The sequence below is a fragment of the Terrabacter carboxydivorans genome, from assembly GCF_039532035.1.
GTDB classification, from domain to species: Bacteria; Actinomycetota; Actinomycetes; order Actinomycetales; family Dermatophilaceae; genus Terrabacter; species Terrabacter carboxydivorans.
Genome location: NZ_BAAARE010000007.1, coordinates 175,006 through 194,872 on the forward strand (window position 1 = coordinate 175,006; position 19,867 = coordinate 194,872).

At 72.2% G+C, this 19,867-nt stretch carries 16 protein-coding genes; 10 read left to right on the top strand and 6 right to left on the bottom strand.

Features of this window, described 5'->3' with window-relative positions:
- The first annotated feature begins 28 nt into the window (after nt 1-28).
- Nucleotides 29-409 (top strand): hypothetical protein, encoded by a 381-nt coding sequence (locus ABD297_RS09470; protein WP_344254652.1) that lies wholly within the window; start codon nt 29-31, stop codon nt 407-409.
- A gap of 80 nt (nt 410-489) precedes the next feature.
- On the opposite strand, the gene ABD297_RS09475 is transcribed toward ABD297_RS09470, so the two are convergent.
- Both ABD297_RS09475 and tdh read right to left on the bottom strand, forming a co-directional pair.
- Nucleotides 490-1,155: an alpha/beta fold hydrolase gene (locus tag ABD297_RS09475; RefSeq protein WP_344254653.1), complete on the bottom strand. Its 666-nt coding sequence runs from the start codon at nt 1,153-1,155 to the stop codon at nt 490-492.
- An 11-nt stretch (nt 1,156-1,166) separates the two neighbouring features.
- On the bottom strand, nt 1,167-2,204 hold the full coding sequence (tdh, locus tag ABD297_RS09480) for an L-threonine 3-dehydrogenase (RefSeq protein WP_344254655.1): 1,038 nt from the start codon (nt 2,202-2,204) through the stop codon (nt 1,167-1,169).
- Between the two features lie 32 nt (nt 2,205-2,236).
- Here tdh and ABD297_RS09485 point away from each other — a divergent pair, with 32 nt between their 5' ends.
- The 3 genes from ABD297_RS09485 to ABD297_RS09495 all read left to right on the top strand — a co-directional run bounded on the left by ABD297_RS09485 (nt 2,237) and on the right by ABD297_RS09495 (nt 5,611).
- Nucleotides 2,237-2,821 carry a Fur family transcriptional regulator gene (locus tag ABD297_RS09485; RefSeq protein WP_344254656.1) on the top strand — a complete coding sequence of 195 codons (585 nt, stop codon included), beginning with the start codon at nt 2,237-2,239 and terminating at the stop codon, nt 2,819-2,821.
- Between the two features lie 94 nt (nt 2,822-2,915).
- Nucleotides 2,916-3,905 carry an ABC transporter ATP-binding protein gene (locus ABD297_RS09490; protein ID WP_344254657.1) on the top strand — a complete coding sequence of 330 codons (990 nt, stop codon included), beginning with the start codon at nt 2,916-2,918 and terminating at the stop codon, nt 3,903-3,905.
- Nucleotides 3,902-5,611 carry an ABC transporter permease gene (locus ABD297_RS09495; protein WP_344254658.1) on the top strand — a complete coding sequence of 570 codons (1,710 nt, stop codon included), beginning with the start codon at nt 3,902-3,904 and terminating at the stop codon, nt 5,609-5,611. Before ABD297_RS09490 ends, ABD297_RS09495 begins: the two co-directional genes overlap by 4 nt.
- Here the strand turns inward: ABD297_RS09495 and ABD297_RS09500 are convergent.
- From ABD297_RS09500 to ABD297_RS09515, 4 genes are read right to left on the bottom strand one after another with little or no spacing between them, the layout of a single operon-like run.
- Entirely contained in the window at nt 5,584-7,776 is a 2,193-nt protein-coding gene (locus ABD297_RS09500; RefSeq protein WP_344254659.1) for an alpha-galactosidase, read from the bottom strand. The two genes, ABD297_RS09495 and ABD297_RS09500, sit on opposite strands and share 28 nt — an antisense overlap.
- A 1-nt stretch (nt 7,777) precedes the next feature.
- Nucleotides 7,778-8,695: a carbohydrate ABC transporter permease gene (locus ABD297_RS09505; RefSeq protein ID WP_344254660.1), complete on the bottom strand. Its 918-nt coding sequence runs from the start codon at nt 8,693-8,695 to the stop codon at nt 7,778-7,780.
- Nucleotide 8,696: 1 nt separating this feature from the next.
- Complete coding sequence (locus ABD297_RS09510) at nt 8,697-9,590, bottom strand: carbohydrate ABC transporter permease (protein WP_344254661.1); 894 nt, start codon at nt 9,588-9,590, stop codon at nt 8,697-8,699.
- Between the two features lie 16 nt (nt 9,591-9,606).
- Entirely contained in the window at nt 9,607-10,959 is a 1,353-nt protein-coding gene (locus ABD297_RS09515) for an ABC transporter substrate-binding protein (protein WP_344254662.1), read from the bottom strand.
- Between the two features lie 385 nt (nt 10,960-11,344).
- Here ABD297_RS09515 and ABD297_RS09520 point away from each other — a divergent pair, with 385 nt between their 5' ends.
- The 6 genes from ABD297_RS09520 to ABD297_RS09545 all read left to right on the top strand — a co-directional run bounded on the left by ABD297_RS09520 (nt 11,345) and on the right by ABD297_RS09545 (nt 19,751).
- Nucleotides 11,345-13,342 carry a beta-galactosidase gene (locus ABD297_RS09520; protein WP_344254663.1) on the top strand — a complete coding sequence of 666 codons (1,998 nt, stop codon included), beginning with the start codon at nt 11,345-11,347 and terminating at the stop codon, nt 13,340-13,342.
- A gap of 2 nt (nt 13,343-13,344) precedes the next feature.
- Nucleotides 13,345-14,121: a DeoR/GlpR family DNA-binding transcription regulator gene (locus ABD297_RS09525; RefSeq protein WP_344254665.1), complete on the top strand. Its 777-nt coding sequence runs from the start codon at nt 13,345-13,347 to the stop codon at nt 14,119-14,121.
- Nucleotides 14,121-15,248, top strand: coding sequence for a galactose-1-phosphate uridylyltransferase (gene galT / locus ABD297_RS09530; RefSeq protein ID WP_344254666.1), 1,128 nt, complete (start codon nt 14,121-14,123; stop codon nt 15,246-15,248). The genes ABD297_RS09525 and galT overlap by 1 nt, the downstream gene beginning before the upstream one ends.
- Nucleotides 15,245-16,429 (top strand): galactokinase, encoded by a 1,185-nt coding sequence (galK, locus tag ABD297_RS09535; protein ID WP_344254667.1) that lies wholly within the window; start codon nt 15,245-15,247, stop codon nt 16,427-16,429. Before galT ends, galK begins: the two co-directional genes overlap by 4 nt.
- A gap of 395 nt (nt 16,430-16,824) precedes the next feature.
- Nucleotides 16,825-18,294, top strand: coding sequence for an MFS transporter (locus ABD297_RS09540; protein ID WP_344254668.1), 1,470 nt, complete (start codon nt 16,825-16,827; stop codon nt 18,292-18,294).
- A complete protein-coding gene (locus tag ABD297_RS09545) occupies nt 18,291-19,751 on the top strand; it encodes a pyridoxal phosphate-dependent decarboxylase family protein (RefSeq protein WP_344254669.1) in 1,461 nt (486 codons plus the stop codon). The genes ABD297_RS09540 and ABD297_RS09545 overlap by 4 nt, the downstream gene beginning before the upstream one ends.
- Nucleotides 19,752-19,867 lie beyond the last annotated feature (116 nt).

Here is a 19,867-nt window from a genome sequence, read left to right on the forward strand (position 1 = left end):
CCATCCCCCACCCTCAGGGAACGCTCTCGTGCTCCGACGTCTGACCCTCGCCTGCGCCACGGCCGCCCTCGCCCTCCCCCTCGCCGCCTGCGGTGGCAGCTCCCCTGCCTCCTCGCCCGAGGCCGCCGCGCACCCGAGCTGGGCGCTCGTGGCCGAGACCGTCTGCCCGTCCAGCGGCGACCCGCAGGGGTCGCTGGCCGAGCACAAGGTCACGTGCACCGGCGGCGACGGCAAGCCGCTCGAGGCCGCCTTCTACGACCAGGCCGTCCAGCTCGACCGCCGGGTCAGCACCTTCGAGTGCAAGACCGGCGTCAAGTCCGTGGCCGGCAAGGACTGGATGGTCCCGGCCGTCAAGGACGAGAAGGTCGTCGCCAAGCTGCTCGACGCCGGCGGCATCAACCTCTGCTGACCCGCCCTACCTCCCGGTTCGATGTATCTGCGCGGCCCAGGGGCCGCGCGGATACATCGAACCGCGGGTCGGTCAGGGGTTCAGGAAGCGTCGAGGAAGGCGTGCGTGAGGTCGGCGAGCTCGCGCGCCGACTCGGTGTTGACGAGCGGTCCCGCGCCGTCGATCACCTGGACCCGCGCGCCGGACAGCTGCTGCGAGAGCTCCTGCGCCGCAGCGACGCCCGCCTTGTCCTTCGACCCGGCGACGACGAGCGCGGGGGCCGTGACCGAGCGCAGCGACTCGGTGCCGTCGAAGCCCTTGAGGGCGTCGAGGACGGCCAGCATCCGCGGCCGCGAGACGCCGGCGTCGACGAGCTTGCTCTCCGGCACGAGCCGCATCGCGAGCCGCTGCATCCGCAGCGCCCCCTTCGACGGCCGCACGAGCGCGCCGGCCAGCACGAGCCGCCCGACGAGCTCGGGCCGCTCGACGGCGAGGCGCAGGGCGACGCTCGCACCCACTGACACCCCGACGAAGTCGGCCTGCCGCACACCCTGCAGCTCGAGCTCGTCGGCGACGCCCGAGGCCGCAGCCGCGAGGTCGAAGCCTACGGGGTCCTTGGGCTTGAGGCCCTTCATCCACGGAGCCGTCATCGGACGGCCCGCGCCGTAGGCCGAGACGAAGTCCTGCCACGCGATCGGCGACTGGCCGAGGCCGTGGAGGAGGACGAGCGGGCGGGGACGGTCCTGCGGGTCGGGAGCGGACGGCATACGAAAGCCCTTCAGCTCCAGTCGAGGACGACCTTGCCGCACTGGCCGGACCGCGCGGTCTCGAAGGCCTCCTCCCACTGCTCGGCCGGGAAGCGGTGCGTGATGACCTGCGCGACGGCGGAGCGGAAGCGCTCGGACGTGGCGATCATCTGCGACATGGCGTACCAGGTGTCGTACATCTCGCGGCCGTAGATGCCCTTGAGCGTGATCATGTGGGTGATGACCTTGCCCCAGTCGAGCTCGTAGGACTGGTGCGGCAGGCCGAGCAGCGCGATGCGGCCGCCGTGGTTCATGTTGGTGATCATGTCGGTGACTGCGGGCGCGGCGCCCGACATCTCGAGGCCGATGTCGAAGCCCTCCTTCATGCCGAGGTGGGCCTGGGCGTCGGCGAGGCTCTCGCGCGTCACGTTGATCGTCAGGTCGGCACCCGCGTGCTCCGCGAGCGCCAGGCGGTAGTCGCTCGCGTCGGTGACGACGACGTAGCGGGCGCCCGCGTGCCGCGCGATCGCCGCGGCCATGACGCCGATGGGGCCCGCGCCGGTGATGACGACGTCCTCGCCGACCATCGGCCACTGGAGCGCGGTGTGGGTCGCGTTGCCGAGCGGGTCGAAGACGGCACCGAGGTCGGGGTCGAGGTCGGCGGGCTGGACCCACGCGTTGCTCGCCGGGATGACGACGTAGTCGGCGAAGGCGCCGTCGCGGTTGACGCCGACCCCCTGGGTGCGGATGCAGAGGTGGCGCCGGCCGGCGCGGCAGTTGCGGCAGCGGCCGCAGACGATGTGGCCCTCGCCCGAGGCGCGGTCGCCGATGGCGACGCCGGTCACATCCTCGCCGACCTCGACGACCTCGCCGTAGAACTCGTGACCGATGACGAGCGGCGGCGTGACGGTGGACGCCGCCCAGTCGTCCCAGCCCGCGAGGTGCAGGTCGGTGCCGCAGAGGCCCGCCCGCATGACGCGGATCTTGACGTCCGCGGGCCCGCACTCGGGCTCGGGTCGGTCGACGAGGGACAGTCCGGGGCCGGCGGTCAGCTTGGTGAGTGCGCGCACGGGGAGAGTCTGCCACTGCCGATAATGGGTGAGTGTCCACCTCACCCCAGAGCGCGTCGTCCCCGAGTGCCGACGACAGCGTGCGCGTGGCCGAGGCCGTGTCCCGGCTGCGGTCCGCGGGTGAGCGGGTCACCCCGGCGAGGTATGCCGTCCTGCGCGTCGTCGACGCCGCCGACCTCGCCGACGAGCACCTCACGGCCGAGCAGATCGGTGCGCGGGTGGCCCACGTCGAGCCCTCGGTGCACCGGGCCACGGTCTACCGGACCCTCACCTCGCTCGTCGCGACCGGCGTGCTCTCGCACGTGCACCTCGGCGGCTCCTCGACCGTCTACCACCTGACCGAGCCGGCCCCGAGCCATGACCCGAGCCACGGTCCCGAGGACGCGCTCGCGACTCGAGAGGTCCGTGCGGGCCACGACGGCCACCGGGCCCGGCCCGCCCACCACGCGCACGTGCAGTGCCACGTCTGCGGGCGGGTCCTCGACGTGGCCCCGGGCCTCTTCGACGACGTCGCGGCCCGGCTGCACGAAGACCTCGGTTTCGTCCTCGACACAGGCCACGCCGGCCTGCTCGGCACCTGCCGTGACTGCGCGCGCGGAGGCATCGCTCACACCTGAGCGCCGGGCCGCTCGGCACGGAGTTGACTGGAGGTGAGGCGCGCTCGCGCCGAGCGGCGCGCCACGCGGTCGACGGGATCGGGAGGCGAGGACCATGGCCGCCATCGAGGTGCGCGGGCTGCGCAAGGTCTACGGAGAGGTCGCCGCGGTCGACGGCATCGACCTGACGGTGGAGCACGGCGAGGTCGTCGCGCTGCTCGGCCCCAACGGCGCCGGCAAGACGACGACGGTCGAGGTCCTCGAGGGCTACCGGGCCCGCGACGGCGGCACCGTGACGGTGCTCGGCCACGACCCGGGCTCGGGTGGCCGGGCCTTCCGCGAGCACATCGGGGTCGTGCTCCAGGACGCCGGCTTCGAGGACAGCTTCACGCCGCGCGAGCTGCTGCGGCTGCACGCCGGCTACTACCCCCACCCACGCCCCGTCGCCGAGGTCATCTCCCTCACCGGCCTCGAGGAGAAGGCGGACGCCCGGGTGCGCACGCTGTCCGGCGGCCAGCGGCGGCGCCTGGACCTCGCGCTCGGCATCGTCGGCGACCCCGACGTGCTCTTCCTCGACGAGCCGACGACGGGCTTCGACCCGTCGGCCCGCCGCCACGCGTGGGAGCTCGTCGAGAGCCTGCGCGACCTCGGCGCGACGATCCTGCTGACGACGCACTACCTCGACGAGGCGGAGCACCTCGCCGACCGGGTCGTCGTCATCGACCACGGGCGCATCGTGGCCCAGGGCACGCCGGACGAGCTGGCGGCGGCCGCCGGTGTCGCCACGGTCATCTCCTTCCGCCTCCCTGCCGGGCTCGCGCCGGACGACCTGCCGGTCTTCGGGCTCGGGCGTCGCGTGGCGGGGAGCGTCGTCGAGGTGCGCTCGGAGTCCCCGACCGCCGACGTCGCCGAGCTCGCCGGCTGGGCGCTGGGGCGCGGGGAGGAGCTCGAGGCCCTGACCCTGCGGCGGCCGAGCCTCGAGGACGTCTACCTCGACCTCGTCGGCGAGGCCGGTGTGAAGGGCGGCGGGGACTACGACTACGAGGGCGCGCGCGACGTCGATGCCCCCGTCGCGCCTCCTGCCCGAGAGAGGGCGGCGTCATGACCGCGATCGCCGGCAGGCCCGCGTCCGGGAGCCACCCGTGGGGCGCGGAGGCCGCCGTGCTCGGCCGCCAGGTGCGGCACGAGCTCGTGGCCCTGGCCCGCACGCCGGTCACCCTCATCCTCAGCATCGGGCTGCCGCTGCTCTTCTTCGTGCTGCTGTCGGCGCTCATCGGCAACGAGGTCATCGACCCCACCCAGGGCGTGCGTCTCGTGCAGTTCCTCGCGCCGGGCATGGCCTCGTTCGGGGTCGTCATGGCGACCTTCTCGTTCCTCGCCGTGGGGCTCGCCGAGGCCCGGGCGGCCGGCGTCGTCAAGCGCCAGTCGGGCACACCGGTGCCGCGGTGGGTCCTCGTCGGGGGTCGCGTCGGTGCCGCCCTCGTGCTCGGGCTCGTCTCGACGGCCCTCGTCCTCGTCACGGGCGTCGCCCTCTACGGTCTCGTCGTGCGCAGCCGCTCGGTGGTGGCGGTGCTCGTCACCCTGCTGCTCGCGTCGGCGACCTTCAGCGCCCTCGGCCTCGCGCTGGCGATGGCCCTGCCGACGATGCAGCTGACGCTGGCGGTGAGCAACGGGGTCGTCATCCCGCTCGCCTTCGTCAGCGACATGTTCATGGTCGGCGCGCAGATGCCGCCGGTCATGTCGACGATCGGCTGGCTCTTCCCGCTCAAGCACCTGACCGCCCTCTTCGCCGACGCGCTCAACCCCTATCTCACCGGCAGCGGCTTCCAGGCCGACCACCTGGCTGTCATCGCGATCTGGGGGCTGCTCGGTGCCGTCGTGGCCACGGCCCTGCTGCGCCGTGACGAGGACCGCGCCCGCGCCCCCGTTCGGCGTGCAGGGGTCGCCCGGGCCGCCGGGGGCGCCGCGACCCGTCGGCACGCCGCCGACGCCGTCCCGCGCCGCAACGGCTCGCCGTCCGTCGTCGCCCTGCTCGTGGACCAGCTGCGGCACGCGCAGTCGGTGCTGTGGCGCGACGCGTCCGCGGTGTTCTTCGCGGTGGCCTTCCCGGTCGTGCTCGTGGCGATCATCCCGTCGGTCAACGGCGGCGGGGACCGGCCCATGGCGGGCGGCCTGACGCTCGGCGTCTTCTACGCCGGCACCATGGCGGTCTACGGTGCCGCGGTCACGGCGTACGTCAACCTGCCGCAGGGGGTGGCCGAGGACCGTGAGCGCGGGGTGCTCAAGCGCACCGGGGGCGCACCGCTGCCGGCCGCGGTGCTCGTCGCCGGACGGGTCGCCGGGGCGGTCGGTGTCGCGCTCGTCACCGGCGCGGCCATCGCCGTGCTCACCGCTGTCGCCTACCGTCCGGCTCGACCGGCGGGGCTGGCAGCCGCCGTCGTCACGCTGTTGGTCGCCACCGTCTGCTTCGCCGTGCTCGGGATGGCCGTCATGACGTTCGTCCGGTCGGCGCAGGCCGTCATCGGCGTCACGCTGGGCACGCTCCTGCCCCTCGCCTTCGTCTCCGACATCTTCGTCGTCGGCGCCCAGTTCCCGACCGTGCTCGAGTGGGTCTCGTGGCTCTTCCCGCTGCGGCACGCGTCAGCCGCCATGAGCGAGGCCCTGGGACCGACGGTCACGGGCACGGGCCTGGCCTTCGGGCACCTCGGTGCCCTGCTGGCCTGGACCGTCGTGGCAGCGGTCGTGCTGGCGCGCCGGTTCCGCTGGGAGGCAAGGGAGTCCGGTCACACCGCCCGGACGTCGAGCAGGTAGCCCTGGGCCGGTCCGACGACCGGGACGGGCAGGCCCACACCGGTCAGCACCGAGCCGGGGACGACGAGACCGTCGTCGGCCAGCGCGAGGTCCCACCAGGGCGGACCCTGGTGCTGCACGACGGCGGGCAGCCCTGCCTCGGCACGGACGCGGACGGCATACGACCGGCTGGGGTCGAGCCCGGGGAGCGGCAGCGAGCCGGTCACCGCGTCACGTCCCGTCACGAGCCGGGCGATCGTGTATGCCGCATGGCTGCGGTCCGCGTCGACCGTGCCCGTCACGAGCACGGTGCCGTCGGGGCTCTCGGAGCGCACGAGGTCACCGGTGTGCAGCAGCGGCCGCAGCTCGCGCGCGAGCGACGTCCACGCCGTGAGGGCCTCGAGCTCCTCCTCGGAGCAGCCCGTGATGTCCCACTCGAGGCCGGGGTGGCCCTGGAGCGCCATGAGCATGCGGAAGCCGAGGTCGACGGTGCGGTGCGTCGTGTGCGCCGTCGCGGGACCGATGTGCGTGCCCATCAGCTCGGCCGGCACGAGCAGGCTCGTCCAGCGCTGGATGCTCGCCCGCTCGAGCGCGTCGTTGCAGTCGCTCGTCCAGATGCGGTCGGTGTGGTCGAGCACCTCGAGGTCGACGCGCGCGCCGCCGCTGCTGCACGACTCGATCTCGAGCTCGGGGTGCCGGGCGCGGAGCTCGTCGAGCAGGCGGTAGTAGGCGAGGGTGTGCGCGTGGACCGCCGGGGCGTCGACGCGTCGGTCACCGGGGCCACCCACGGTGTGCACGGCCTCGAGGAGGTCCCGGTTGTGGTCCCACTTGATGTAGTCGATGCCGAGGTCGGCGACGAGCCCGCTGATCTGCTCGAGCAGCTGGGCGTGGGCGGCGTCGTTGGTCAGGTCGACCAGCTGCTGCCAGCGCCACTCGCGTGGCGCGCCCTCGGCCGGGCCGAGCACCCAGTCCGGGTGCTCGCGCACGAGGTCGCTGTCCTCGTTGACCATCTCCGGCTCGAACCACAGCCCGAACTGCAGGCCGAGGCCCTTCACGTGGTCGACGAGCGGGTGCATGCCCTGCGGCCAGACGTCGGACGAGACGACCCAGTCACCGAGACCGGCACGGTCGTGCCGACGCCCGCCGAACCAGCCGTCGTCGAGGACAAAACGCTCGACGCCGATGCGGGCAGCCTTGTCGGCCAACGCCTTCAGCTGGTCGAGGTCGGTGTCGAAGTAGACGGCCTCCCACGTGTTGAGCACGACGGGACGCGGTCGCGAGGGGTGCCCGGCGCGGGCCCGGAGGCTGCGGTGGAGGCGGCGTGAGAGGCCGTCGAGACCCTCGGTCGAGTGGACGAAGACGACCGTCGGGGCGGCATACGACTGCCCGGGCGCGAGACGGACCTCGCCCGGCGCGAGCAGCTCGCCGCCACCGATGACGGCGTGGTGGCGGCCCGCACCCTCGGGCAGGGCCTCGACGAGGTGCTCGTGGTTGCCGCTCCAGGCGGTGTGCACGGCCCAGACCTCGCCCGTGCGCCAGTCGAACCCACGGGTGCCGGCCATCATGAGCAGCGTCGCGTCGTGGCCGGTGCGGCCGCGACGGCTCGCGCGCAGGTGCGTGCCGTGATCCAGGCGGCTGCGCTGCGGGGAGCGCTCGCGGCACCAGCGACCGGTGAGGTCGAGCACCTCGTCGGCGCGCAGCGGCAGCGGCAGAATCGCCCGCAGCGCGGCGACGTCGAGCGGGGCGGGATCCTCGCCGGTGTTGGTGACCGACGCGTCGACGCGGAGCACGCCGTGCTCGTCGAGCGCGTGCCGCAGCTCGAGGCGTATGCCGTCCGGCGAGGTCGCGCGCGTCACGAGGGCTGACCCCTCGGCCACGCAGGACACCTCGTGCCAGCGGACCGCGCCGGCGCCACCGGCCCGGTGGCCGGACCAGCCCGGCGTGCCCGACCAGCCGTCGGCCTCCCCCGGCAGGACCGTGAGTGGCCAGGGCTCGTCGAGGGAGCTCGGCGGCCGGGGCGCCGTCGTGACCGCGGCCAGGGCGGCATACGTGCTCGCCCCGCCCTCGAGCACGGGACCCCAGTGGAGCACCTCGGGCAAACCCGAGCCGCCGGGGCGCGGCTCGAGCACGAGCGCGGTCCCGGCGGACTCGAGGTGGACGATGGACTGGTCGTTCAGGTCGGTCACGTCATCCCTTGGTCGCGCCGAGCGTCAGGCCCGCCACGAAGTGTCGTTGGAGCACGAAGAAGATCACCAGGGTGGGGATCGCGATGATCATCGACCCTGCCGCAACGAGGTTGTTGTCGGTGAAGAACTGTCCCCGGAGGTTGTTGAGCGAGCTCGTCACCGGGTACTTGTCGCCCTGCTGGAGCAGGACCGTGGCCCAGAAGAACTCGTTGTAGATCCACGTCGTCTGCAGCACCGCCAGCGCGGCCAGGGCCGGACGGCAGAGCGGCAGGGTGATCTGGAAGAACTGCCGCGTCACGCTCGCGCCGTCGATGACGGCCGACTCGTAGAGCTCCTTGGGCAGCGCCTTCATGTAGTTGCTCAGCACGAAGGCGCAGAAGCCCGTCTGGAAGGCGACGTTGACGAGGATGAGGCCCTGGAAGCTGTTGAGCAGCGTCCCGGACTCGCTGAACCAGAACGGCACCTCGATGGCGCGGAACATCCGGTAGACCGGGATGAGCAGCGCCTGCGGGGGCAGCAGGTTCGCCGCCATGAAGAAGCCGAGGAGCGCGAGGTTGATCTTCCACGAGAAGCGCGCGACGACGAAGGCGACGCAGGCCGAGAGGAAGAGCGTCAGCAGCACGGCCGGGACAGTGATGATGAAGGAGTTCCAGAAGTGCAGGCCGAAGTCTCCCTGCGCCCAGGCGTTCTTGTAGTTGTCGAGCGTGAACCCGCCCCACGAGATGTAGCCGTTCTTGGCGGTGTACGCGTAGTCGCGGAACGAGTTCACGAGCGCGAGCAGCAGCGGGAAGAGCCAGATCAGCGAGACGAGCGTCAGCACGACGGGCAGGAACCAGCGGCGCCCGGACTGCGGGCCGCCCTCGCGGGGCTTGAGCAGCGCCTGCGTCCCGTCCTTGACCGGGTCGGCAGTGAGGGACATGTCAGTCCTCCTTCATGGCGATGCGCAGGTAGATGAAGACGAGCACGCTGGAGATGGCGAGCATGATCGTCGCGAGCGCCGAGCCGAAGCCGATGCGGCTCGCCTCCCCGACGACGTTCTGGGTGACGAGGGTCGAGATGAGCTCGAGCCCGTTGCGGCCCTTGTTGATGACCCACACGAGGTCGAAGGCGCGCAGCGACTCGATGAAGGTGACGACGAGGACGATGATGTTGATCGGTCGCATCACCGGGAAGACGACCCGGAAGAACGTCGTCGTCTCGCTCGCACCGTCGATCTTGGCCGCCTCGCGCAGCGAGGGGTCGACGCCCTTGAGGCCGGCCAGGTAGAGCAGCATGATGTAGCCGGAGTGGCGCCAGGTCGCCGCGACGAGGGCCGCCCACAGGTTGACGCTCGGGTCGCCGTACCAGTCGGTCGTGCCACCCGTGATCGCGTTGAGCAGGCCCTGGTCGCGCGAGTAGATCAGCTGCCAGATGAAGCCGATGAGCGCCAGGGACAGCACCACCGGGAGATAGATGCTCGTCTGGTAGAAGCGCGTGCCCGCCACGCCGCGGTCGACGAGGATCGCGAAGAGCATGCCGAGCGGCGTCGCGATGAAGAACATCACCGCCAGCCAGATGAGGTTGTGCTGGATCGCCGGCCAGAACGGCGGATAGATCGTCGCGATGTCCCGGTAGTTCTGCAGCCCGACCGACTTGATGTCGGAGAGCGGCCCGATCCCGTCCCAGTTGGTGAAGGAGAGCAGGACCGAGCCGATCGCCGGAATCCAGACGAGCCAGAGGACCAAGAGGGTCGGCACGACGACCATGAGCCCGACGACGATCTTGTCGCGTCCGGAGAGCTGGTCGATGCCTCTGTACCTGCGCTTGCTCGCCATGATGACTCGCCTCTCGTCAGGAACCGAAGATGCTCTTCTTCTGGGCCTGGATGCTGGTGCACAGGCCGTCGATGTCCTTCGGGTTCTTGATGAAGCTCTGGATCGCGGGGATCATCACGGTCGACGCGAAGTCGGGACGCGTGTCGCGGTCCATGAACTGGGTGATGGACTTGGCGGACTTGACGAACTCGGCGGACTTCTTCTGCAGGGCCGTGTAGCCGCTCGTGTCGGCCTTGTCGTTCGTCGCGATGACGCTCGGGTCGGCCTTGAGCGCGAGGAGCTGGGCCTCGGGCTGCGAGATGTACTCGAGCAGCTTCTTGGCGGCGCCCTCGTTCTTGGGACGGGCGCTCATCATGTAGCCGTCGATCGGTGCCTCGACGGCGTCGGTGCCGATCGTCGAGTCGATCTCCGGGAAGCCGAAGAAGTCGAGGTCGTCCTGCTCGGCGCCCTTGGTGAACTGCTGGGCGAGGAACGAGCCGAGGACGTACATGCCGGACTTCTTCTGCTGGAGCGACTGCGCCGCCTCCTGCCACGTGCGACCGAGGGAGTCGGACTGGTGCAGGGGGAGGATGCCGGCCCAGGTGTCGAAGACCTTCTTGACCTTGGGGCTGGTCCAGTCCTCCTTGCCGGCCATCAGGCTGACGTGGAAGTCGTAGCCGTTGACGCGCAGGTTGATCTGGTCGAACGTGCCCATGGCGGGCCAGCCGTCCTTGTCGCCGAAGGCGATCGGGTCGAGGCCGTCCTTCTTCATCTGGGCGCCGAGGGCGTTGAGGTCGTCGAGGGTCTTGGGGACCTGGTAGCCCTTGTCCTTGAAGACGCTCTTGCGGTAGAAGACCGCCCAGGGGTAGTTCGTCATGGGCACGAAGTACTGCTTGCCGTCGGCGCCGGTCGACGCCTTCTTCAGCGCGTCGCTCATGCCGGTGATGTTCTTCCACACGTCGGAGATGTCCCCGGCGAGGCCCTTCTCGGCGAAGAACTGCATGCGGTAGCCGGCGAACCACGTGAAGACGTCGTCGGGCGAGCCCTGCAGGTAGTTGTTGATGTTCTCCTGGAAGGAGTTGTGGTCGACGGTGTTGATCTTGACCGTCGTGCCCGAGTTCGCCTTGGCGAAGGCGTCCATCACCGACTGGACGGCGGCCTTCGGCACGGCGTCCGACTGGTTGGAGCCGACGGTGACGGTGCCGGAGACGGCGCCGGTCGGGACGCCGGAGCTGCTCGTGCTGCCCGAGCTGCAGGCGGCGAGGCCGCCGGCTCCGAGCAGCGCGCCGACGCCGAGGGCGCCGCGCAGCAGGGTCCGGCGGTCGACGCCGCGGACGGAGGGGGGAACCATGCGGGCCAGGTACTCGGCCTCGTTCGAGGGGCGGGTCATTGCGGTCTCCTTTGACGCTGTGCCGGGTTCGTTGTCGGGCGAAGGAGACAGAGTCGAACATCCGTCACCAGAAACCTCCAACAACAAACAGAGGATGTCGGCGGACAGAGGCCCTGTCAAGGGATTCGTCGAGACCCGTGTGGGTCCGCGACCGAACCGAGACCAACCGGTGGGACCAGCCTTCGGATTTACACCGTTGTAAACGAGATTCGTGCGCAAACAGGACGCTCGCGAGCCCCCAGGAGCAGCTACGCCCCGGCCGGGTCACCCCCTGACCGACCCGTGGGACGCCGCGACGGGCCGTCACACCCACCCTCGCGAGAGCCGTGACGAATGTGTTTGAAAATGTTGACATCGAGCGGAGCGAGGCGACACCCTGTGTCCCATGCGCTCATGGCCGACGAAGACCCTGGCACTCGGTGGCGACTACAACCCGGAGCAGTGGCCACGCCCTGTCTGGGACGAGGACGTCGAGCTGATGCAGCGCGCCAACATCTCGTTCGTCAGCCTCGGCATCTTCTCGTGGAGCTGGCTCGAGCCGGCCAAGGGCGAGTACGAGTTCGAGTGGCTCGACACGATCCTCGACAAGCTCCACGCGGGCGGCATCGCCGTCGACCTCGCGACCGCGACCGCGACGCCGCCGCCGTGGCTCTCGGCCGCGCACCCCGAGATCCTGCCCGTCGACGTCGACGGGCACACGCTCTGGCCGGGCAGCCGCCAGACGTGGTGCCCCACCTCCCCCGTCTTCCGCGAGTACGCCGTGGCCCTGACGCGGCAGCTCGCCACGCGCTACCACGAGCACCCGGCCCTGGCGATGTGGCACGTCTCCAACGAGTACGCCTGCCACAACCTGCCCTGCTACTGCGACGAGTGCGCGCGTCACTTCCGCACCTGGCTGCAGCGCCGCTACTCCGGCCTCGACGTCCTCAACGACGCGTGGGGCACGGCCTTCTGGAGCCAGCGCTACACCGACTGGGAGCAGATCCTGCCGCCGCGCCGGTCGACGACCTTCAACAACCCGACGCACGTGCTCGACTACAAGCGCTTCAGCTCCGACGCGCTGCTCGAGCACATGCGTGCCGAACGCGCCGTCCTCGACGAGCTCTCCCCCGGCGTCCCCGTGACGACGAACTTCATGACGCTCGACCACTTCCGCCACCTCGACTACACGCAATGGACGCCCACTGTCGACGTCGTCAGCACCGACCACTACATCGTCGACTCCCTCCAGCACCCGCGCGCCGAGCTCGCCTACAGCGGTGACCTGACCCGCGGCCTCGCGGGCGGGGCGCCGTGGATGCTGATGGAGCACTCGACGAGCGCCGTCAACTGGCAGCCGACCAACCACGCCAAGGACTTCGGGCAGACCATCCGCGACGCGCTCGCGCACGTGGCCCGCGGCGCCGACACCATCGGCTGGTTCCAGTGGCGCCAGTCCCGTGCCGGCTCGGAGAAGTTCCACAGCGCCGTCGTGCCGCACGCCGGGGCCGACAGCGCGCGCTTCCGCGAGGTCGAGGAGCTCGGCCGCATCGCCGGCCGTCTCGGCGAGCTCGTCGGCAGCCGGGTCGAGTCGCGCGTCGCGATCCTCCATGACTACCAGGCGATCTGGGCCGCCGAGGGCCCGTGCATGCCGAGCTCCGAGCTCGATGCGCTGACGGCCGCGCAGGCGATCCACCGGGCGCTACACGACCGCGGGGTCACGGCCGACGTCGTGCACCCCTCGGCCGACCTCACGGCATACGCCCTCGTCGTCGTGCCGCAGCTCTACCTCGTCACCGACGAGCACGCCGCCCGCATCGCGGCCGCGGCCGCGGCGGGCGCCGAGGTGCTCGTCACCTACTTTTCGGGCATCAGCGACGAGAACGACCACGTCCGGCTCGGCGGCTACCCGGGCGCGTTCCGCGACCTGCTCGGCGTCCGCGTCGAGGAGTTCTTCCCCCTCGGCCCGGGCGGCACCGTCGCCCTGTCCGACGGCGGGGGCACCTGGTGGAGCGAGGACGTGACCGCGCTTCCCGGCACCGACGTGCTGCGGACGTATGCCGCCGGCCCCCTCGCCGGTCGCCCTGCCGTCACGCGCCGCGCTGGCGAGGGAGACGCCGGATCCGCTTGGTACGTCAGCACGCTCCCGGACGACGCGACCCTGGCCACGCTGCTCGACGACGTGCTGGCCGCTGCCGGTGTCGAGCCGGCCGTGGCCGACCTCCCCCGGGGTGTCGAGACGACCCGACGCAGCGACGGCACGACGTCCTGGCTGTTCCTGCTCAACCACACCGATGCGGAGCACACGGTCGACGCGACTGGGTACGACCTCGTGGCGGACGCCCCTGTCGACGGCCAGGTCCGCCTCGCCCCCGGTGGCGTGGCCGTGCTCAGGGAGGACTGACGATGCTCGCCAGCCAGCGCCGCTCCGTCATCCTCGAGCTCGTCGAGGAGTCGGGCGCGGTCAAGGTCTCCGACCTCGTGGAGCGGCTCGGCGTGTCCGACATGACGATCCGGCGCGACATCGAGCGGCTGTCGAGCGACGGGCTGCTCGAGCGCGTGCACGGCGGCGCACTCGCGCTCGGGGACACCCGCAGCAGCGAGGAGCCGGGCTTCTCGGCGAAGTCGCTGCTGCAGCGGGCCCAGAAGCAGGCCATCGCGCGGGCGGCCGCGCAGCGCGTCGAGGTCGGCAGCGCCATCGGCATCTCGGCCGGCACGACGACCTACGAGCTGGCCCGGGCCGTCAAGGACATCCCGAAGCTGACGGTCGTCACCAACTCGGTCCCCGTCGCGCAGCTGCTCCACGAGTCGGGCGCGCCGGGCCAGACGGTCGTGCTGACCGGTGGCGTGCGCACCCCGTCCGACGCGCTCGTCGGACCCGTCGCCGTCTCGGCGCTGCGCTCGCTCCACGTCGACCTGCTCTTCCTCGGCGCCCACGGCGTCGACGACCGCACCGGCCTGACCACACCCAACCTCGTCGAGTCCGAGACCAACCGGGCCCTCGTCGGGTCGGCGCGGCACGTGTGCCTGCTCGCCGACTCGTCCAAGTGGGGCACCGTCGGGCTCAGCACCTTCGCCGACCTCGGCGACGTCGACCTGTTCGTCACCGACGACGCCTTCCCGGAGCGCGCCCGCGCCGCCGTGCGTGAGGCCGTCGGCTCCCTCGAGATCGCGGAGGCATGATGTCCACGCCCAGCCGGACCAGCATCCGCTTCACGTCGAGGAGCCTCGCCGACGGACGCGAGATCATCTACGTCGACGAGCCCGGGACACCCGAGCGCACGGCCGAGGACCCCCGCCCGGTCGAGCCGCGGGTCCAGTCGGGCGAGCTGCGCCACGACGCGCTCGTCGACGACTGGGTGGCCGTCGCCGCCCACCGCCAGCATCGCACCTTCATGCCGCCCAAGGACGAGTGCCCGCTCTGCCCGGCCGGGCACGGCTCCGTCCCGTCCGAGATCCCCGAGAGCGACTACCAGGTCGTCGTCTTCGAGAACCGCTTCCCGTCGTATGCGGTCACCTCCGTCGGCGCCGACGTCCCCGACCCCACGGGGATCTTCGGCACCCGTCCGGCCATCGGCCGCTGCGAGGTCGTCTGCTTCACGAGCGACCACGAGTCCTCCTTCAAGGACCTGCCGGTCGAGCGGGTGCGCACCGTCATCGACACGTGGGCCCAGCGCACCGAGGCGCTCGGGGCGATCCCGGGTGTCGAGCACGTCTTCGCCTTCGAGAACCGCGGCAAGGAGATCGGCGTCACCCTGCCGCACCCGCACGGCCAGATCTACGCCTACCCCTACGTGCCCGACCGGACCAAGGCCCTGCTCGAGGCGGCCCGCCGCCACCACGAACGCACCGGCCGGCTGCTCGGTGCCGACATCCTCGCCGCCGAGCGGGCCGACGGCTCCAGGGTCGTCGTCTCGGGGACGCACTGGACGGCATACGTCCCCTTCGCCGCGCGCTGGCCGGTCGAGGTGCACCTCGCCCCGCACCGCGACGTTCCCGACCTCGTCGCCCTGGACGACGACGAGCGCGACGAGCTGGCCGTGATCTACCGCGACCTGCTCGGCCGGCTCGACCGCTACCACGTCGCCGAGGACGGCTCTCCGGTGAGGCTGCCCTACATCGCCGCCTGGCAGCAGGCCCCGGCCCGCGTCGGGCGCGACGTGTCGCGGCTGCACCTGCAGCTGATGTCGGTGCTGCGCGGACCCGGGCGCCTGAAGTTCCTCGCCGGCTCCGAGTCCGGCGTCGGCGGGTGGGTCAACGACGTCGCCCCCGAGAAGGCCGCCGCCCGCCTGCGGGAGGTCGCCCCGTGAGCGAGCGCACCCCGGACGAGGTGGTCGCCGCGGTGTCGTCCGCCTTCGAGCAGGCCTTCGGCGCGGCTCCTGCGGGCGTCTGGTCGGCGCCCGGCCGCGTCAACCTCATCGGCGAGCACACCGACTACAACGGCGGCCTCTGCCTGCCGATCGCCCTGCCGCACCGCACGTATGCCGCCGTGTCCCGACGCGACGACGACGTCCTGCGCATGGCGTCGGCCCAGCAGGACGGCGTCGTCGAGGTCGCCCTCGACGACATCTCGCCCGAGCAGCCCGGCGGCTGGGGCTCCTACGTCGCGGGCGTGCTGTGGGCGCTGCGGCGCGACGGCCTGCCAGTGCGTGGCCTCGACGTGCTCGTCGACTCGACGGTGCCGCTCGGCGCGGGGCTGTCGAGCTCGGCGGCGCTGGAGTGCGCCGTCGCCGCGGCCGCGAGCGACCTCTTCGGCCTCGACCTGCTCGGCACCGCCGAGGGGCGGGCCCGGCTCGCAGCGCGCTGCGTCGAGGCCGAGAACGTCATCGCCGGGGCGCCGACCGGCGGCATGGACCAGTCCGCCTCGCTGCTCTGTGACGAGGCTGCCGCGCTGCTGCTCGACTGCCGCTCGGGCGAGACCCGCCAGGTGCCCTTCGACCTCGACGCCGCCGGCTACGTCCTGCTCGTCACCGACACCAGGGCCGAGCACGCGCTCGTCGACGGGCAGTACGCCGCCCGCCGCGACGCCTGCGAGGCCGCGGCACACGACCTCGGGGTCGACACGCTGCGGGAGATCGACCCGTCCGGGCTCGACGCCGCGCTGGAGCGGCTGGGCTCCGACGAGGTGCGCCGGCGGGTGCGCCACGTCGTCACGGAGATCGAGCGGGTGACGCAGGCGGTCGCCGCGCTGGAGGCCGGTGACCTCGACGAGGTCGGCCGGCTCTTCGACGCCTCCCACGCCTCGCTGCGCGACGACTACGAGGTCTCGTGCGACGAGCTCGACGTCGCGACGGCGACCGCACGGTCGCAGGGGGCTCTCGGCGCCCGCATGACCGGCGGCGGGTTCGGCGGCTCGTGCATCGCCATCGTGCGCGCGTCGGAGGCCGACGCCGTGGCCGACGCGATCGCGGCGGCCTTCGCCGGGGCCGGCTTCACGGCGCCGGCGTCCTTCACCGTCACCGCCTCGGGCCCCGCCCACCGGGACGCCTGACGTCCGGAAGTGGGCACTCGACGACACGCCCGTCGAGTGCCCACTTCCCGACGCGCCACGACTGCTCCCACGCCGGACGACTGCTCTCCCGGTGACCGAGTGACACGGCATACCGGAGCAGTCGACCGGGGGCTGGGCACTCGGGCGCGGACGGAGCAGTCGACCGCGGAAAGGGCAGTCGGACGCCGACGTGGCAGCCGGACGACTGCTCTCCCGCTGACCGACTGACACGGCATACCGCGGCAGTCGACCGGGGGCCGGGCACTCGGACGCAGGCCGAGCAGTCGACCGCGGAAAGGGCAGCCGGACGCCGACGTGGCCGGGGGCGAGGGGCACGCGGCCCCGGTCCACGTCGAAGCGGCCGCGCGGGCTCGCGCACTCACTAGGGTGCGGGCATGACCTCGGCGACGACGCCGGCCCCGAGCCCACACTCGAGCCCGCCCCTGCCCGCCTCGGTGCGCCGCGGCTACGGCCTGGGCTCCGTGGCGACGGGGTCGTTCGGCACCGTGCCAGGACTGCTCCTGCTCCCCTACCTGACCGACCGGCTCGGGGTGCCGGCTGCGGCGGCCGGCGTCATCGTCTTCGCCCCCAAGGCGTGGGACGTCGTGCTCAACCCGGTCGCAGGCCGCATCAGCGACCGGTCGACCCACCCCGACGGACGGCGCCGGCCGTTCCTCATCCGCGCCGGGCTGCTCCTCGCCGCGGCCTTCGCGCTGCTCTTCCTCGGCCCGACCTCGCCGCAGTGGCTCGCCGCGGGTTGGGTCGCTGTCGCCTACCTCGCCTGCGCCACGGCCTACAGCTTCTTCCAGGTGCCCTACGTCGCCATGCCGGCCGAGATCACCGACGACTACGACGAGCGCACCCGGCTCATGACGTGGCGCGTCGCGATCCTCGCCCTGGCGATCCTCGTCAGCGGCGGAGCCTCACCGGCCATCCGCGACGCGCTCGGGCCCGACTGGGGCTACCGCGCCGTCGGCTTCTTCGTCGCTGCCCTCATCGCGCTCGGCGCCTGGGCCGCGTGGAGGGGCACGCGCTCGGCCCGCGTGGTCACCGGTGTCGCGACGAGCGCGACCTTCGGCGACCAGCTGCGGATCATCCGCTCCGACAGGCCCTTTCGGCTCCTGCTGACAACCTTCGTGCTGCAGGCCCTGGCGACGGGCGCCATGCTCGCCGGTGTCGACTACGTCGCACGGTGGATCATCGGGACGCCGCTCTCGGCGACGCTGCTCTTCGTCTGCTTCGTCGCGCCGGCCCTCGTCGTGACCCCGCTGTGGCAGCGCTTCGGCACGGCCAGGGACAAGAAGACGGGCTACGTCATCGCCTCCGTGCTGCTCGGCGGCGGGGCGCTCGCCCTCGTGCTGCTGCGCTCGCTCCCCGAGGCGGCCGTCTACGCATGCGTCGCCGTCGTCGGCATCGGCTACGCCGGGGCGCAGATGTTCCCGCTCGCGATGCTCGCCGACGTGGCGAGCCGCACCGCCGAGGCCCGCACCCGCGTCGGGCTCTACACCGGCGTCTGGACCGCGGGCGAGACGCTGGGCCTCGCCCTCGGACCGGCCGCGTATGCCGGGGTGCTGGCTCTCGGCGGTTACGAGTCCTCGGGCGCCGGCTGGGTCGCGGTCCAGGGCGATCGCACCCTGACCGCCATCGCGCTCGGCTTCTCGCTCGTACCGGCCGTCCTCGTCGCCGTCTCGCTGCTGGCCCTGCGCACCTTCACCCTCGCCCCACCCTCCGCCGGGTCGATGTATCTGCGCGGCCCAGGGGCCGCGCGGATACATCGACCCGAGGGTGGCAGCAGCAGCGGAAGCAGGACCAGAAGCAGCACCGGCACCACCGACGACGAGATCGATGACGAGGACGAGCGATGACGACGATGGACCACGACGAGATCCGCTCTGCCCTGACGGCGATGCGCACCCGCGACCTGCCGACCCACGGCGGCCGCACCCTCGCCTACGTCTACGACTCGGGCCTGGCGTCCGCCGACGCCATCGGGCGCGAAGCCCTGGCGGCGTTCGCCTCGACCAACGGCCTCGACCCGACCGCCTTCCCGTCGCTGCTCCAGATGGAGAACGCCCTCGTCGGCATCGCCGGCCGGCTCGTCGACGCCCCCGAGGGTTTCGCCGGCGTCGTCACCTCCGGCGGCACCGAGTCGATCCTGCTCGCGGTGCTCGCGGCCAGGGACGCACGCCCCGACATCGCGACTCCGCGCATGGTCCTGCCGACGACCGCCCACGCCGCCTTCCACAAGGCCGCGCACTGGCTGCAGGTCGAGCCGGTCCTCGTCGACGTCGACCCCGTGACCAAGCGGGCCGACCCCGGCGCGATGGCTGCCGCGATCGACGACCGGACCGTGCTCGTCGTCGCCTCGGCCCCCTCCTACGCCCACGGCGTCATCGACCCCGTGGAGCCGATCGCCGCGGCCGCTGCGGCTGCCGGGGTGCGCTGCCACGTCGACGCCTGCATCGGCGGCTGGGTGCTGCCGCACCTGCGCGCGTCCGAGCCGGACCTGCCCGCCTGGACGTTCGCCGTGGACGGTGTCACGAGCCTGTCGCTCGACCTGCACAAGTACGCCTACACGCCCAAGGGCGTCTCGGTGCTGCTGCACGCCTCGGCCGACCTGCGACGCACCCACCTCTTCGCCTCGGCCCGCTGGCCGGGCTACACGATGCTCAACACCACTGCGCAGTCGACGAAGTCGGGCGGTCCGGTGGCAGCCGCCTGGGCGGTCGTGCACCACATCGGCGCCGACCGCTACGCCTCGCTCGCGAGGGACGCGCGCACGGCGACGCTCGACCTCGCGGCCGCGGTGGACGGCATACCTGGGCTGTCGGTGGCGGCGCACCCCGACTCCACCCTGCTCTCGCTCGTCACCGACGACACGTGCGACGTCTTCACCATCAGCGACGAGATGTTCGACCGGGGCTGGTTCGTGCAGCCGCAGATGCGCTTCCGCGACCTGCCCGCCACGCTGCACCTGACCTTCAGCGCCGCGACGGCCGCGTCGTCCGAGCTCATCGCCTCGGACCTGGCCGAAGCCACTGCGGCGGCGCAGTCGTCCGGGCCGGCCAGGCCGGCACCCGAGCTCGTCGCGATGGCGGCGGCGATCGACCCGGCCAGCCTCGACGAGGCGACGTTCACGGCCCTGCTCGGCGCGGCCGGACTGGCCGGTGGTGACGGCCGGCTCGAGCTGCCCCAGCGGATGGCGCCGGTCAACGCGCTGCTCGACGCGCTGCCACCCGAGCTGCGCGAGGCGCTGCTGCTCGGGGTCATCGACCGGCTCGCCCGACCGGCACCACCGGCCCCACCGGCGCCGTCCCACTGACCGACCCCGAGCGACCGCTCCGACCGACTGCCCCCGCGCCCGACGACTGCTCTCCCGGTGACCGACTGCCACGGCATACCAAAGCAATCGCACGGTCGCAGAGCACTCAGTCCCAG